At 46.8% G+C, this 15,175-nt stretch carries 14 protein-coding genes and 1 pseudogene; 11 read left to right on the top strand and 4 right to left on the bottom strand.

Annotation, left to right across the window (positions count from 1 at the left end):
- Positions 1 to 558 precede the first annotated feature (558 nt).
- Genes hsdR through R0I78_RS10380 form a run of 8 tightly spaced genes read left to right on the top strand, consistent with a single transcriptional unit; the run spans position 559 to position 11,517 of the window.
- The gene (gene hsdR, locus R0I78_RS10415) at positions 559 to 2,874 is read left to right on the top strand and encodes an EcoAI/FtnUII family type I restriction enzme subunit R (protein WP_317075269.1); all 2,316 of its coding nucleotides are present in this window, start codon (positions 559 to 561) and stop codon (positions 2,872 to 2,874) included.
- 1 nt (position 2,875) lies between these two features.
- Complete coding sequence (locus tag R0I78_RS10410) at positions 2,876 to 4,672, top strand: AAA family ATPase (protein WP_317075268.1); 1,797 nt, start codon at positions 2,876 to 2,878, stop codon at positions 4,670 to 4,672.
- 3 nt (positions 4,673 to 4,675) lie between these two features.
- A complete protein-coding gene (locus R0I78_RS10405; RefSeq protein WP_317075267.1) occupies positions 4,676 to 6,154 on the top strand; it encodes an N-6 DNA methylase in 1,479 nt (492 codons plus the stop codon).
- A 2-nt stretch (positions 6,155 to 6,156) separates the two neighbouring features.
- A complete protein-coding gene (locus R0I78_RS10400) occupies positions 6,157 to 7,386 on the top strand; it encodes a restriction endonuclease subunit S (RefSeq protein ID WP_317075266.1) in 1,230 nt (409 codons plus the stop codon).
- A 9-nt stretch (positions 7,387 to 7,395) separates the two neighbouring features.
- The gene (locus R0I78_RS10395) at positions 7,396 to 8,538 is read left to right on the top strand and encodes an SIR2 family protein (protein ID WP_317075265.1); all 1,143 of its coding nucleotides are present in this window, start codon (positions 7,396 to 7,398) and stop codon (positions 8,536 to 8,538) included.
- A 1-nt stretch (position 8,539) separates the two neighbouring features.
- Positions 8,540 to 10,282, top strand: coding sequence for an ATP-binding protein (locus R0I78_RS10390; protein WP_317075264.1), 1,743 nt, complete (start codon positions 8,540 to 8,542; stop codon positions 10,280 to 10,282).
- 18 nt (positions 10,283 to 10,300) lie between these two features.
- Entirely contained in the window at positions 10,301 to 10,999 is a 699-nt protein-coding gene (locus R0I78_RS10385; RefSeq protein WP_317075263.1) for a DUF3800 domain-containing protein, read from the top strand.
- Between the two features lie 2 nt (positions 11,000 to 11,001).
- A complete protein-coding gene (locus R0I78_RS10380) occupies positions 11,002 to 11,517 on the top strand; it encodes a hypothetical protein (protein ID WP_317075262.1) in 516 nt (171 codons plus the stop codon).
- 174 nt (positions 11,518 to 11,691) lie between these two features.
- Here the strand turns inward: R0I78_RS10380 and R0I78_RS10375 are convergent.
- The 3 genes and pseudogenes from R0I78_RS10375 to R0I78_RS10365 all read right to left on the bottom strand — a co-directional run.
- A pseudogene (locus R0I78_RS10375) lies at positions 11,692 to 11,844 on the bottom strand (IS66 family transposase); the annotation flags it as partial.
- An 88-nt stretch (positions 11,845 to 11,932) separates the two neighbouring features.
- Positions 11,933 to 12,232: a hypothetical protein gene (locus R0I78_RS10370; protein ID WP_317075261.1), complete on the bottom strand. Its 300-nt coding sequence runs from the start codon at positions 12,230 to 12,232 to the stop codon at positions 11,933 to 11,935.
- Positions 12,233 to 12,297: 65 nt separating this feature from the next.
- The gene (locus tag R0I78_RS10365) at positions 12,298 to 12,534 is read right to left on the bottom strand and encodes a helix-turn-helix transcriptional regulator (RefSeq protein WP_317075260.1); all 237 of its coding nucleotides are present in this window, start codon (positions 12,532 to 12,534) and stop codon (positions 12,298 to 12,300) included.
- A 143-nt stretch (positions 12,535 to 12,677) separates the two neighbouring features.
- Between R0I78_RS10365 and R0I78_RS10360 the strand changes: the two genes are divergently transcribed.
- From R0I78_RS10360 to R0I78_RS10350, 3 genes are read left to right on the top strand one after another with little or no spacing between them, the layout of a single operon-like run.
- Positions 12,678 to 12,890, top strand: coding sequence for a hypothetical protein (locus R0I78_RS10360; RefSeq protein WP_181256403.1), 213 nt, complete (start codon positions 12,678 to 12,680; stop codon positions 12,888 to 12,890).
- A gap of 10 nt (positions 12,891 to 12,900) precedes the next feature.
- Positions 12,901 to 14,079 carry a site-specific integrase gene (locus R0I78_RS10355; RefSeq protein ID WP_317075259.1) on the top strand — a complete coding sequence of 393 codons (1,179 nt, stop codon included), beginning with the start codon at positions 12,901 to 12,903 and terminating at the stop codon, positions 14,077 to 14,079.
- A complete protein-coding gene (locus R0I78_RS10350; RefSeq protein WP_317075258.1) occupies positions 14,076 to 14,945 on the top strand; it encodes an HD domain-containing protein in 870 nt (289 codons plus the stop codon). Before R0I78_RS10355 ends, R0I78_RS10350 begins: the two co-directional genes overlap by 4 nt.
- Before the next feature lie 90 nt (positions 14,946 to 15,035).
- On the opposite strand, the gene R0I78_RS10345 is transcribed toward R0I78_RS10350, so the two are convergent.
- Positions 15,036 to 15,170 carry a hypothetical protein gene (locus R0I78_RS10345; RefSeq protein ID WP_317075257.1) on the bottom strand — a complete coding sequence of 45 codons (135 nt, stop codon included), beginning with the start codon at positions 15,168 to 15,170 and terminating at the stop codon, positions 15,036 to 15,038.
- Positions 15,171 to 15,175 lie beyond the last annotated feature (5 nt).

Genomic DNA, 15,175 nt, shown 5'->3' with positions numbered 1-15,175 from the left:
TCAGGCGCGGTTTTGACCGGTACTCAAAATTGCACTCCTGAACTATTACATCTGATGACCGTAACAATCCGTCTTCATTATTCCGTAAACGCATCTAGAGTTTCGTCCGCCGGCTCGTCATCAGCCGTTGTTTGGGCACACCGCTCGCATGAGTGGAACGATAGTCCGAACCCGAGAACTCGGGTAAGGTGTCTCGGGAGTATAAGCTCTGCAGTCACACCCCGAAATGAAATTTCTCCAAAATCCTACGTTCGTTTTTTGCTCAACTCTACTGTATCCGCACCTTTGTTCATCGAGAAGCCGAAGGCTTCCTCTCTACTATTCAACTAGGTCTGATCGTATACTCCCAATAGCAAACTAATAAGGAGCAATGTGATGAAGCGTAGTGTGGTACAGCTCATCTATGAGCAACCGGAGTGGTTACCACATGTAGGTTGGTGGCGAGTGTTACAAGTGGCTCGGCTTCAACGAAACCAAGAAAAGCTAGCTAACTGCAGCGACATACTGGAAAAAATGCCAAGCGATAGCTAAAGCTAAAAAGTATCAGGGAGTGACGATATGTCGTCAGAAGCAGACACCAGAGCAAACTACATCGACCCAGCGTTAAAAGCCGCGCATTGGCAACCGGGCAACATCATTCGGGAACATTACTTTACCGATGGCCGTAAGCTTGCTGGCGGTGTCCGTGGTCGTCGTTGTTTCGTCGATTATCTGCTCCATAAAGACAATCGTTACCTTGCAGTTGTTGAAGCAAAAAGAGAATCTGAACATCCAACCAAAGGCCTTCAACAAGCCATCGACTATGCCAAGAAGCTACTCGTTCGTTTTGTCTATTCAAGCAACGGCAAACAAACCTATGAGTTCGATTTAGAAACCGGCAAAGGCGACTACATCGAGTTTTACCCAACACCACAAGAGCTTGAAAACCGCTACGTGGGTGTTAACTCGGACCTAGGCCAGCAGCTTCGTAATGTGCCCTTTCATTTAGAAGGCGCAATGCAGCCGCGTTATTACCAAGAATTAGCGGTCCATGCCGCCACAGATGCTATTGGTAAAGGTAAGCCACGCGTGCTGTTAACGCTGGCGACTGGTACAGGTAAAACCTTTATTGCCTTTCAAATCGTCCATAAACTGTTTCAGTCCCGTTGGAACAAAGAATCTCCGGGTACACGTAGGCCTAGAATTTTGTTTTTAGCCGATCGCAATATTTTGGCCGATCAAGCCATTAACACTTTCAATCCATACGAAAAAGATCTCATCAAAATAAATGGTGAGGAGGTACGCAAGCGGGGTGGAGTCGTGCCAACTAATGCGCATATCTTTTTTGCTATCTACCAAGCTATTGCTGAGCGTGAAAATATTGAAGGCTACTACAAAGCGTACCCAAGTGATTTCTTTGACCTCGTAATGATTGACGAGTGTCACCGTGGCAGTGCCAATGAGACAGGCTCTTGGCGAGCGATACTCGATCATTTTGGCAGTGCGGTGCATGTCGGCCTAACAGCTACACCAAAACGTGAAGCTAACGTGGATACCTACGACTACTTTGGTACACCTGCTTTTGAATACTCATTAAAAGACGGCATCAATGATGGCTTCTTAACGCCATATCGTGTCAAACGGGTACGTACCAACTTAGACGAGCTGGTGCTAACTAAAGATGACCAAGTGATCGAAGGTGAATCAGGGCAAGACGTCTACCAGGTTGAAGATTACGACAAAAAAATCGTCGTAGATGAACGTACCGAACTGGTCGCAAAAGCCATTTTGGACAATATCAATCCACTAGAAAAAACCATCGTATTTTGTGAAAACCAAAATCATGCACTGACCATGCGTGACATGATCAACAAACACAAAAAGCTGAAAGATCCGCACTACTGCGTGCGCGTGACCAGTGACGAAGGTAAAGTTGGCCGTGAGCTACTGGAAAAATTCCAAGATAACGACAAAGACATTCCCACCATCATTACCTCATCGCAAATGTTAACCACAGGGGTAGATGCCCGTAATGTGCGTAACGTAGTTCTGGATAGAACCGTAGGCTCAATGGTGGAGTTTAAACAAATTGTTGGTCGCGGCACCCGTGTTTTTGATGGCAAAGATTATTTTACAATTGTCGATTTTCGCGGTGCAACCAATAAGTTTTATGATAAAGATTGGGATGGCGAACCTGAAGCGCCAGAGCCAGGTGGCATTGGAGAGCCAACAACACCACCTTACACACCAGAGCCCCCCGGAGTAACAGATGACCCAGAGCCTGAACCGGGCGAGCCAAAAACTAAGTTAAAAGTAAAGCTAGGTAAACACCGTGAACTGAAAGTCATTGATGTAGAAACCCGTTATATTGATGAAAATGGTAAGCCCCTCACGGTGCAAGAATTTGTTGAGCGCTTGATCACCCAATTGCCAGGTTTGTTTAAATCGGTTGAGGAATTGCGGCAGATATGGTCAGACCCGGACGAGCGCGAAACCTTGCTCGTTAAACTCGTACAAGCAGGCTTTGATAAAGAGCAACTCGCCACACTACGACGCATGTTCGAGGCTGAAGACTGCGATATCTTTGATCTGCTGGCTTTTTTAGCTTTTGAACAGCCCATGGCAACCCGTAAAGCTCGCGCAGATCAAGTTCGTACTAACAGCGCCTTCTTTAAACAATACCAGCAAGAAAAGGCTCAGCAGTTTTTGTACTTTGTACTCAATCGTTATGAGCAAACCGGCAGCACAGAATTATCACGCGAGCGCTTGCCTGCTCTCATTGAGCTGTCAGGCTTGGGTACAGTAAAAGACGCCTCAACAGCATTCGGTGGAAAACCTGCCTATTTGCTGGCGGCTTTTAAACAATTACAACAACAGCTATATCACGTGAATTGAAATGGAACTAACACTAGCGCCTAACCCGTTGCACGATCAGCCGCAGACCCTGCATATCAACAAAGTTGCGACCTTGATTGGTGAAAATGGCAGCGGTAAGTCCAGCATCTTGCAGTCAGTATTTGAAGAGCGGTTAAACAAGCGCGCACATCACCACCTAAATGTGGTGTGCTTTTCTTCAGGGCAGAATGAAAACTACTCTGAAAAGTTTGGTCTTTACTTAAAACGCGAACGTCAAGCCGGTAGAGGGTTGGGTTTAGAGTGCCTTTACTTTGACAAGCCTTGGTCAAAATTACTCATTTTCCTCGCAACGGCGACTAAGCGTAGTGGCAAAGTTCGTTCATTTTTGCGCGAACGAGGTTATGTTACTGAATCGGAATTTGAAGGTGATGACCAAACTACTTACTTAAAATGCGCATTCAAAATTGATAGAAGCTATGTCAATCGAGTCCAAGACGCCCTGAGGCGCGAAGAAAATGGCGAAGTTGATACGCTACGAAATACTCCCTATTTCCGTTCGTTAGACAGCTTTATTAGTAGCTTACTCTCTAATGATTATGAGTTTGAGCAACCTCTGCGTAAGCGAATTATTGAAATACCAGCAAGCCGACTGATCGATGTTTCTTTCGATTACCCAAGACAACCACAAGCAGGTGAAGAAGGTATAGAAGCTGGTGAGGCAAATGCTCAGGCTCAAAATATAGCGTTTGATCCTGAAGTAAACTTTTTTACCCAAGCGGCAGACAACGATTACTTCATTGATAAAAAAGGCTATAAGCTTTTATTTAAAGATGGAATAGAACTTGACCAGTTAAGCGATGGTGAATATCAACTGCTCTTTCTATACGCGTTGATAGACCTTTTTGATGCGCCGAATACTCTATTTCTGTTTGATGAAGCAGATTCGCACCTGCACTACAAAAACGTAGAGAAACTATGGTCACTATTACACAGCATTCAAGGCCATGCGATTACTACGACACACCTGTTGGATTCTATTTCTGCAAAAGAAAATCGCATAGAACACCTGAAAGTTGTGGAACACGGTAGAATCAATGAAGACAACAAAATCAAGCAATTGATCAGCCGACTCAGTGTGTTATCCCGTGCAAAATCTGTAGAGTTTGAAGTGTGTGGAAAACTGCCTAACATCGCCTTATTAGATGACTACAACGACTGGATTATCTTTACCAAACTCGCATCACGTGCGGGGTTAGACGTAAATCGATTAGCCACTGTGCATGCCATGAAGAAGTCATCCAGCTACGCTACAGCTAACGAAACCTTTGGCAAGGGCAAAATAGATTGGTTACATGGCTTAAGCAAGATTGAATCACCTCTTGTCACAACGCAGATTTTCCTAATTTGTGATCGAGATGAGGCGGCATTGAACTGGAATATTGCCAATGGCGTTCAAGTGAACGGGCAAATGTATCGTGAGTTGCTAAATGCTATTCAATGGCCGCGTGGCACCAATGTATTGCCATATCTATTGGCTTGGAAACGCCGCGAAATCAAAAACTATTTGCTCTCATACACCGCATTGGCGCACCATAATCTGCTTGGCCAAATAAACAATGGTGATATTGCGCAGCGCAATCACCTTCAATCCAATAACCCTGGTGATAACGACGATATTCGTAGGATGAACGTCAAAGACATTATTAACCCGCTGATTAACACCGATGGTGAAGGCTTGGACCCAGCAAAACTTCAAGCCTATATCGATCTGATTCCGCCCGCAGAAATCAGCGAAGATATCACTAATATGTACAATTTTATTATCGGAAAACTATAAGCCATGTCATTACAACAAAAAATTGACCGCATAACCGACATACTGCGCCGCGACGATGGCATTAGTGGTGCTATGCACTATACCGAGCAAACCTCGTGGGTGTTGTTCTTAAAGTTTTTGGATGATTACGAGTCTGAAAAAGAAGATGAAGCCGTGCTGTCAGGTAAAGACTACCAACCAGTATTGGATGAAGAGCACCGTTGGTCAAATTGGGCCTGCCCGAAAAATGCTGAGGGCAAGCTAGACATTAACCAAGTTCGCACGGGTGATGACTTAACCGATTATGTGAATAACGAGTTATTCCCTTACTTAAAAAGCTTTGCCAATGCAGCCGTTACGGGCTCCGACCCTAAATCCTTCGCCTATAAGATTGGTGCCATTTTCCAGTATTTAGACAACAAGGTGGCGTCTGGCCATACCTTGCGTGAAGTGCTGGATATTATCGACACGCTTAACTTCCAGTCCAGTGATGAAATGTTTGAGCTCTCGTTAGTTTATGAAGGCTTATTGCAAAACATGGGCGATGCCGGTGGCTATGCGGGTGAATTTTACACCCCGCGCCCAGTAGTGCGTGCCATGATCAAGGCCATTGACCCACAAGCCGGGCAAACCATTTACGATGCCGCAGCTGGCTCGTGTGGATTCCTAGTCGAAGCCTTTGACCACCTGAAAGCTAAAAAGAGTGCGCTTTCTACTGAGCAATGGGACTTTATCCAACGCGATACCTTCTTTGGTTTCGAAAAAACCTCGCTGGCTTATGTGATGGGCATGATGAACATGATTTTGCATGGTATCGAGTCACCCAACTTGTTCCGTGGTAATACCCTGACCCAGAATATCCGAGACATTCAGGAAAAAGACCGTTACGACATTATTCTGGCTAACCCACCGTTTGGCGGGAAAGAAAAAGATCAGATCCAACAGAACTTTCCTATTAAAGCGAATGCCACCGAATTGCTGTTTTTACAGCACTTTATGAAAACGCTAAAAAGTGGCGGCAAAGCTGCCATCGTAGTACCAGAAGGCGTGCTGTTCCAAACCAACAGTGCGTTTAAACAGGTAAAACAAGAACTGCTGGAAAATTTTAACCTACACACCATTTTAAGCCTACCCGCTGGGGTATTTTTGCCATATTCGGGCGTAAAAACCAATGTGCTGTTTTTTGAGCGCAGCGGCGGCACCAGCGATGTCTGGTACTACGAATGTGAGCCTGAGCAAAAGCTCACCAAAAACAAACCAATCACCGACGAGCACCTTAAAGAATTTGTTGAGCTGTATAACAGCCGCGAAACTACGGATCGTTCCTGGACGGTATCCGCCAGCAAATTGGCTGAAGATTTCGACCTGTCTGCCAAAAACCCAGCCAAGCAGAAAGATGCCGAACATTTAGCGCCAAGCGATATTCTTAAGCAGATCCGCACTAAAGAAAAACTCGTGTCAGGCCTGTTGGATGAAATTGAAGACCTGTTGGCGGAGAAATAAGCATGGAGCAGGTTTTGTATAAACTGCCGGAAGGGTGGGATTACACTGATTTAGCCTCACTCTGTAAGTTTGAGAATGGAGATCGAGGGAAAAACTATCCATCCAGAGATGCTTTTGTAGCATCAGGAATTCCTGTCATTAACGCGGGCAATTTAGATGGACGGAAAATAATCGAGGCTGGGCTAAATTATATCCCCCGCGAACGGTACGATATTTTGGGTTCAGGGAAAGTCCGCCAAGGCGACCTACTGTTCTGCTTAAGGGGATCTTTGGGCAAGTGTGCTATTGTGAGCAATCTAAGCGAAGGTGCAATTGCCTCATCCTTGGTAATTGTTAGACCGTCTGAAGCTCTAGATCCAAATTACTTACTGTACTACTTCAACAGTCCCCTATGCTCTACTTTCATTGAGCGATATAACAATGGTGCTGCTCAACCAAATTTGTCTGCAAAAAGTTTGTCCAAGTTTCTCATTCCACTGACATCACAGAAAGAACAAAAACGCATCGTCGAAAAACTCGATGCACTGCTCACCCGGATCGACATCGCCATCGAGCATTTGCAAGAAAGCGTCACACTGAAAAATAGCCTTCTTCAATCAGCACTCGATGGTCAGTTTTCAGCTATCACTGACCGAATGACGATTGAATCGTTGGCTGAGGTAAAAGGCGGCAAGCGCTTACCAAAAGGCGAAAAGCTAAGTGATGAAGAGACTGAGCACCCCTATATCCGAGTGGCAGATTTTACAGATAAAGGAACGATAGATTTATCTGGTATCAAGTACGTATCGAAAGAAATCCACGAACAAATCAAACGCTATGTGATTTCCAAAGACGACCTTTATATTAGTATTGCCGGAACTATAGGTAAGACAGGTTTTGTCCCCCCTGAATTGGACGGTGCAAACCTGACAGAAAACGCCGCTAAGTTGGTTATCAGAGATAAACAACAACTAGATTTAAGCTACCTGTATCTATTTACATTGACCTCTGATTTCTCTGCACAGGCAGGGTTAGCTACCAAGACAGTTGCACAGCCTAAGTTGGCACTAACTCGTTTAAGCAAGATTGAAATCCCAATGTGTTCATTGGAAGAGCAGAAGTCATTGGTATCAACGATTGAAGCGCTGAAAAGTAAAATTCACGATGCGGAAGCAGTGCTTCTAGGGAAAATAGAAGACTTGAAAAGTTTAAAAGCATCAATTCTCGATTCTGCCTTCAAAGGCGAGCTCTAAGGAGGGAGTATGGCATTCGATACCACAGTTTTTGAACAGAAAGAGTTCAGAGAGGCAATTAAAAAACTCGAAGAATTGCTCTCACACTCAAAAGCGGTTCTGTTAGGTGCAGGGGCGAGTTTTTGCGCTGGGCTTCCATTGACCAACCAGCTAACAGAAAGAGCACTAATAAGTGACAAGCTCTCCGACGATTCAAAGCAGATATTGACTGCCATACAAAATTCTTTTGCTGGCGCAAATCCAGCTTCGCATATAGAAGACTACTTAAGCGAACTCGTAGATTGGCTTGCTATCACTACTCGCCGAACAAATCGCAATGTAACGTCTAGCAGCGTATTGATTGGAGGTACTGAATACAGCAACGATCAGCTATTGCAAGCAATAAAAGAGATAAAACTCGCTATTTTTGACGTCATTAATGTTGAAGTAGATTCTGCTGTACATGAGCGTTTTGTTCAGGCATTACACCGACCAATGCGACCAGGGAAAGAGAGCCTACCGAGCACCATTGATTATCTGGTGATGAACTACGACACGTTAATTGAAGACTCACTCGCACTATCACAATTGAGATATGCCGATGGTTTAGAAGGCGGTGTATCAGGATGGTGGAACCCTTTGACGTTTGAACAGAACAATCTTGATGCGCAAGTATTTAAGCTACATGGTTCCATCAATTGGGCTGAACATAGTTCTTCATCAACACCATTGCGTATTGCTCCGCATTTGAAGCGCAGCCAAGATCAAGCTGCGAAGATTATGATTTGGCCTGCATCGACTAAATACCGTGAAACTCAACTCGACCCCTACGCAAATTTAATGCACAGAGCAAGAGCTGTTTTAAACCCGCGAGATGGTAGCCAACGAGTTTTATTGATTGCAGGTTATAGCTTTGGCGATGCCCATATCAATCTAGAAATCGAACGTGGTTTAAGGGCTTCAAATGGCAATTTAACCGTGATTGCGTTTACGAGCGACCCTGTACCTAGTGGCGCGCTGAAAATTTGGTATGAAGACAGCTCGATCAATGAACAAGTACTTATTTTTGCCGATAAAGGTTTTTATCACGCCGATCACAAGGCAACCTCAGAAAATAGCATTGAATGGTGGAAGTTTGAAAACCTAACCCAGATCCTTGAAGGAGGTATTTGATATGGACAACAAATACATAAAACCCATTGAGAATCTCTCTATCGGTAAAATTATTGAGGTCGATGGCTCGCGGATTATCGCCGAACTTGACCCTACGATTTCAGACTTGTCCCGCGTATTTGCTGGTGAAAACTATCCGATTGGACAGTTTGGCTCAATCATCAAAGTTCATTTTGGTCGCCGATCTATTTATGGGTTAGTCAGTCGATTACGTATGAAGGCTGATTATCAGCTAGAAAAGGGCTTGCCTGTCGCCTCTTCAGATGAGCGAATTATTGAAGCTGACTTGTTTGGTGAAGGGGAGTGGCGCAGAAAGGGAGAAAATGAATTTTCTCTTGAGTTTGAACGTGGTGTAGCAACTTACCCTCTGCCGCAGCAAACCATTTATCTGACACCCAAATCAGAGCTTAGGTTTATTTACGGTGATGCCAAAGGCGCGGTTATTCAACTTGGTGAGCATGTTGGCTCAGGCGGTGCTCCTTGTTACGCTGAATTAAATGAATTACTAGGTAAGCACACTGCCATCCTAGGCTCTACCGGTGCCGGTAAATCAGGCACTGTTGCGGCAGTTATTCACAGTATTCTCGAGCGCGGACAGATAGCTAATCATGAGCACTGGCACCCACAAATTATTATCCTCGACCCTCATAATGAATACGGCAAAGCGTTCCCTGCACACCAACGTTTATCGACCGATGAAGGTTCACTAAAACTACCGTATTGGTTACTCGATTTAGAAGAGTCACTGAGCTTGTTTATCGGCAAGACCGAGTTTTCAGCAACATCACAATCAAATATTGTTAAAAATGCCCTAATAGCGGTTCGTGAGGAAGCAGCTGGACAGCTTGGGCTTAATAAGAACCAATTAACAGTTGACTCGCCGATCCCTTACATTATTGGAAGTGCAGAAGGCTTAGATCATTTCGGATTCAAAGATGGGGTACGCTACGAAGAAGGATTAATCGGTGCCATCAACGCGCAGCGACCAGAAAACAAAGACAAAAAACAGCATGAGGATTTTAGCCGAGTTATTCGAAAGATAGATTCATTGCTAAAAGATGGTCGACTCAAATTCATGATGGAAAGTTGGGATGGTGACAAAGATCCGTTACCTACAATCGTCAATCAGTTCTTAACGCAGCAAACCACAGTGCAAATTGTTGACTTATCTGGTGTGCCCAATGAAGTAGCTGGGGTAGCTAGCGCTGCAATCGCGAGAATAGTTTTTCAACTTAAAGTCTGGCAAACCGAGGCTGAACGGCAAAATAGCCCAGTACTTTTGGTGTGTGAAGAAGCACACAGATACGTACCGAATCGTGGTGAAGCTCAGTATGAGGCAGCGCAGTCTGCAATTCGTCGAATTGCGAAGGAAGGCCGTAAGTATGGCGTTGGTCTGTTACTCGTTTCTCAGAGACCTAGTGAAGTTGAGGCAACGGTGTTATCGCAATGCAACTCATGGATTGTACTTCGAATAACCAATGATGCCGACCGTGAACATGTTCGTAGTGTGTTACCGGATTCGATGTCTGGCTTAACAAAAATGCTCTCCGGTTTAAGGCGTCAGGAGGCCATATTTGTCGGTCAAGCTGCAACGTTACCAACTAGAGTGATGATTCGCAGCTTATCTGATGACCAGTTGCCTCGCTCAAATGATGTTAATTTCGATAAAGGTTGGCAGCAACAGGCTATGACAATCGAACAAATTGATGATGTTGTTAAAAAATGGCGGTACCAGAGCAAATGATTAAATTGAGTACGCACAATGACAATATATAACGTCTATTGCGATGAAAGTCGCCATACATCCGATCCTTCTCAGCACTATATTGTTATCGGTGCGCTGCAATGTCCTCGTGAAGAAAAGTACCGTATTGTTGGTCGTTTGCATGGCTTGATGACGAAGCATGGTATAAAAACTGAATTTGGCTGGAAAAAGTTATCTCCCAACAGAGCAGACTTTTATCAAAGTCTTATACAATTATTTTCTGAAGAAGTCTCACTCTCGTTCCGGTGTATTGTGGTCGATCGCAGGCAACTCAATCACGAACAATGGAACGATGGGGATAAAGAGCTTGGGTTTTATAAGCTGTATTACCAATTACTGATCCACTGGCTGAAACCTGGCGACACCTATCACGTTTATCTTGATTGGCAGCAAAATGCGTCTAGTACACGCTTTGAGGAACTACGTCAGATTTTAGTGCACAAATTATCTGGCCGCGCCAGATTGGCTTGTTTAGAACCTGTAGAATCACATAATCAACCATTGATACAGCTCTCTGATTTATTGATGGGTGCTGTAGGGTATAGTTGGAACGAAATGCAGAATCGACCCAATGCCAGTGCTTTTAAAACCGCTTTTGTCGATGAACTTGCAAAATCACTAGGGAAAGTTAGCCTGCGTTACACCACAACCAAAGGCGAGCGAAACTTCAACATCTTCAATTGGCAGGGACGGTAGCTGTGACAGAAAGTCTATGGCCGCAATTGCGGTTAAAAGCTGATAGCGAAGAAGAGCTGATTGAGAAATACCGCCAAGTATATCTGGAAACTTATGTGTATGATGAAAACGGTAATTCTAGAGTGTTTACCGATTGGTGCGGTGTAACCTACAAGTTTGGTGCTGGTGCTTTTGAGCATGCCTTTACGGAGTCTACCAATTACCAAACTAGTGCAGGTATTCACGATGGTGGTTTTTCCAAAAAGCGTGCCAGACGAATAATGTGGATTAAAGAAGTACTGGCTCTATCAGCCGGAACAGTTCAGCGCTACAGCCAGTCTCGTCAAACCGATCGCGGTAAAACAGCAAAGCGTAGAACACTTGTCGTCGTTGAAGAAAAATATGTGGTTGTGTTTGATGACCCTAGGAAAGTCGGTAATCCACATTGGTTTGTAACTGCATTTCCAGCAGATCAAGCCTATCTTGAGCGGATAAAGAGAACGAGTTTTTTGGTGGAAACGAAAAAAGGAGGGAGATAAGCCCCAGTCTTAACGGCGACTGAGGCGCAGCCACGAACCAAAACACTAGGTAAAGGTTCAACCAGTTCCGAAGAACTTAGGTGAATTATGGTGCTCTTGATGAAAAATATCAAGCTATTTATCCAGTTGTTGAGTTTAATTATCATTAGCAAGGAGGGCTGTTCGTTCAAGTGTTCACCGAGAGGAGCTTAACACGTAACGCTCTTCAGAAATGGGATAATTAGTTTTCTCAATACAGATTCGAATGACGTAGCGTGAACTCTCCTGCGTACAGAGCCTCAGTAGCTTGGCAGTTTCAATCGATGACGGGATTCGCTGTCGGAACAGCTACATACGGTGTGATCATGCTCCATAGCTGCTCTTGCCCTGTAACGTAAGGTAAGGCGTGGACGACTTTTTTCCATTTATGTCCTGGTTATAAGATTTCCTGATGACCTTCAATCAGGCCAAACTCCTCTTCCAGTTCCGCACCTTTCTCCGAAAAAATTGTGTTTCCTCGCCTCTGCTCTTTCAGAGAGGCCAAGGTGGTAAAGAAACAGCCTTCGCAAAGGTGGACTTGATAAGACTCGCCGTCATGGGTGGAGCCGTATCCCCAGTCGGCCTGAAGCAGGCCGAACTGCGGGCTGTGTTGGCCATCCTGTGAGGTGCTTTCTCCACAAACATCGCAGAGCACGTCAGTCACTACATCAACCAGCTGCTTACTTGTCACTTTCATAATAGCCTCCAGGTAGCCCCGTGCGGCAGGGAATATTCCGCTTCGAAGCCTTTACCATCCCTTTATCAAGAAGATGATGTTTCATCCTCAACATAGCTCAGCAGTTCACCGGGCTGACACTCGAAGTACTTGCACAAGGCATTGATGGTATCTGTGTTGGTGACGTTACCCGGCACGTTCGCTATACGGGTGAGCGTGGCTCGGCTGATACCTGTCTCCTTACTGACTTCGGACAGTGTGATCCGCCGCTTCTCACGAAACGATTTCTCATCTAAAAGCTGAATCAGCAGCACTCTGATCATAGGTCATCCATAAGTCATATTTTTCACAAGTCTATCAAATGCATCATACATGACGCAAAAAACTCATTGACAATGCTCTCGGGTGAGCTATTTTAATCTCATGTGATTTAAATGACTCATGTGTGATTCAAATGGAGGGTGTTATGAATACCTATCTCACAACTGAAGAGCTGTCTGCCCGTATCAAGTACGACGCGCGTACCATCCGCCAGTGCCTCAAGGATTCGGTGCTGTTTGAGGGCGTGCATTACATCCGTCCCTTTGGCGGCCGCAAGATCCTGTACATCTGGGAGCGGGTTGAAGAGTCCATGCTGCAGGGGGCATCCGCCCAGGATCTAATCCAGAGCATTCAGTAAGGGGGACGTTATGGGTGCAGTGAACGGCCGTGACGGCCGCCTTTATCTCGATTTTCGTTTCCGCGGCAAGCGCTGCCGGGAGCAAACCAAGCTGGCAGATACGCCGGCCAACCGTAAAAAGCTCGGTAAGGTGCTGGCACTGATTGAGCAACAGATCCGGGCCGGCACCTTTGACTATGGCCACCATTTTCCCAACAGCCCCAAGGTGGAGCAATTCCGGCAACTGGAGGTGTTGATCCGCCAAAAGGCGGTGGGGGGTGAAATGGACTTCGCCAGCTTTGCCGGCCAGTGGCTGGAAGAAAAGCGAGTGGAGTGGCGCGACAGTCAGTATGAAACCGTGGAAGGCATTTTGCGCTGCCATCTGGTGCCGGCATTTGGCGAGATGGCCATTGGCTCCATTACCAAGAGTGACATTCTGGCGTTGCGCATGAAGCTGTGTCAGCCCGATGCCGTTACCGGCAAGCGGCTTTCTCCCTCGCGCATCAACCATATCATGACCGCCCTGCGCATGATCGTGAACGAGGCGGCGGAGCGGTTTGAGTACGATAGCCCATGGCGCAATATCAAGGCGTTGCCCATGCCCCGGGCCGAGGTGCAGCCCTTTAGTCTGGAGGAGGTGCAGCTTATTTTGTCCCGGGTGCGGCCTGACTTTCGGCCTTATTACACGGTGCGTTTTTTTACCGGACTGCGCACCGGGGAAATTGACGGCCTGACCTGGGACAACGTGGACTTTGCCGCTCGCAAAATCCATATCCATCAGGCGCTGGTGCGGGGCAAGCTGGAGAAAACCAAAACCAGCAGCTCCTACCGCAGTATCGCCATGTCCCAGCGGGTTTATGACGCTCTGTTTGAACAGTGGGAACAGACCGGCGAGAAAAGCACTTATGTGTTCTGTGCTCGTAATGGTCAGCCGCTGAATCACCGCAACGTCACCCGCCGGGTGTGGTACCCCTTGCTGGAATGGCTGGAGCTGCCCAAACGTAACCCGTACCAGACCCGGCATACGGCGGCCACTCTGTGGCTGGCGGCAGGAGAAAGCCCGGAATGGATTGCCCGTCAGCTGGGCCATGCCAACACCAGCATGCTGTTCCGGGTGTACTCCCGTTATATCCCAAACCTGATCGGCCGGGACGGAGCGGCCTTTGAGTCGCTGCTGGATGAAGAGTTTGAACTGGAGGATGAAGCATGAACCCCATGGTAATGACACATCAACGGCCCCAACTGCTGTGGGCCAGCCAGTTGTTTGACGATGGCGCGCTGGCATCGTGGCAGTTCAGCGCATCGGCGTGGCACTGCTCGCTGTCGCTGGAGCCCTGGAAAATGCAGGGGGTAAGCCCCTATGGTCAGTGGGTGCTGGTGGAATTGAACGAGCAAGAAGGACATTTCCGGCTTAAGTCTGTGCAGACGTTGCCGGAGGGTGTGAGCCGGCAACAAGTGGAGCATCAATTGGCCTGGCTGCCCGAGTCGCAGCAGGCGCTGCTGATGGATGTGTGGAGCATGCTGGCGGTGATTGACGATGAAGTACTGCGGGATTTCTTGCTGGATATTCTGTCCAATGACGCCATTATGGCACCCTTCTGCGAAAGCCGGGCCAGTCACCGGCATCATCATGATCAGCCCGGTGGCCTGCTGGTGCACAGTCACGAAGTGGCCATCACTGCAGCCATGCTCTGCAGCCAGTATGGCTTGGGGCAGCGCAGCATCTGGGTCGCCTTTTTGGGAGGGCTGCTGCACGACATCGGCAAAATTCGGCTGTATTACAACGAGAATGCCGGTATCTGTGGGCAGCATGAATCATTTAATTTCCTGGTGCTGGGGCAGCAGCTGGAGCAGCTGCGGCTAGCTTCGCCCAAGGTATTTGAAGCGCTGAGTGCCTGCCTGGAGACAAAGGTAGGTAAGTACACGGACCCTTATCAGGTCGCCAATATCGTACGCATGTGCGACCGGCTGTCGGCCGACGTTGCCAACTGGAAAAGCGCCTTTGCCGGTGTGCCAGCGCATTTCTGGTATGCCCGTTGTCCACGGGATCAACAGTGGTACAAACGGCTGGGGTAGGGAATAACAGCCAAGAATGTAAGGTAACGGGCAGACGATATTTCTGCCCGTGTTTTTGTATGTGGAATGAGACCTTGCCTTGAGGGAATATCACTTTTTCTGGAACCGGCGCTTGGCCCAGGCTTCCAGCCGGTCAGCGTTTACATAGACCAGCAAGCACATCATCACTATCGCCGCGAGAAAAGCGAGATACCCCAGCAGACCTGCCAGTATATTTACCTGCATTACGC

This window comes from Oceanimonas sp. CAM02, from assembly GCF_032842915.1.
In the GTDB taxonomy this organism is placed as follows: Bacteria; Pseudomonadota; Gammaproteobacteria; order Enterobacterales; family Aeromonadaceae; genus Oceanimonas; species Oceanimonas smirnovii.
This window is presented reverse-complemented; position numbering and strand designations above follow the sequence as displayed.

What these genes read in the sequence shown, in the direction of transcription:
- hsdR (WP_317075269.1), top strand. Translation starts at nt 559, where the DNA reads ATGTCGTCAGAAGCAGACACCAGAGCAAACTACATCGACCCAGCGTTA.
- R0I78_RS10410 (WP_317075268.1), top strand. Translation starts at nt 2,876, where the DNA reads ATGGAACTAACACTAGCGCCTAACCCGTTGCACGATCAGCCGCAGACC.
- R0I78_RS10405 (WP_317075267.1), top strand. Translation starts at nt 4,676, where the DNA reads ATGTCATTACAACAAAAAATTGACCGCATAACCGACATACTGCGCCGC.
- R0I78_RS10400 (WP_317075266.1), top strand. Translation starts at nt 6,157, where the DNA reads ATGGAGCAGGTTTTGTATAAACTGCCGGAAGGGTGGGATTACACTGAT.
- R0I78_RS10395 (WP_317075265.1), top strand. Translation starts at nt 7,396, where the DNA reads ATGGCATTCGATACCACAGTTTTTGAACAGAAAGAGTTCAGAGAGGCA.
- R0I78_RS10390 (WP_317075264.1), top strand. Translation starts at nt 8,540, where the DNA reads ATGGACAACAAATACATAAAACCCATTGAGAATCTCTCTATCGGTAAA.
- R0I78_RS10385 (WP_317075263.1), top strand. Translation starts at nt 10,301, where the DNA reads ATGACAATATATAACGTCTATTGCGATGAAAGTCGCCATACATCCGAT.
- R0I78_RS10370 (WP_317075261.1), bottom strand. Translation starts at nt 12,232, where the DNA reads ATGAAAGTGACAAGTAAGCAGCTGGTTGATGTAGTGACTGACGTGCTC.
- R0I78_RS10365 (WP_317075260.1), bottom strand. Translation starts at nt 12,534, where the DNA reads ATGATCAGAGTGCTGCTGATTCAGCTTTTAGATGAGAAATCGTTTCGT.
- R0I78_RS10360 (WP_181256403.1), top strand. Translation starts at nt 12,678, where the DNA reads ATGAATACCTATCTCACAACTGAAGAGCTGTCTGCCCGTATCAAGTAC.
- R0I78_RS10355 (WP_317075259.1), top strand. Translation starts at nt 12,901, where the DNA reads ATGGGTGCAGTGAACGGCCGTGACGGCCGCCTTTATCTCGATTTTCGT.
- R0I78_RS10350 (WP_317075258.1), top strand. Translation starts at nt 14,076, where the DNA reads ATGAACCCCATGGTAATGACACATCAACGGCCCCAACTGCTGTGGGCC.
- R0I78_RS10345 (WP_317075257.1), bottom strand. Translation starts at nt 15,170, where the DNA reads ATGCAGGTAAATATACTGGCAGGTCTGCTGGGGTATCTCGCTTTTCTC.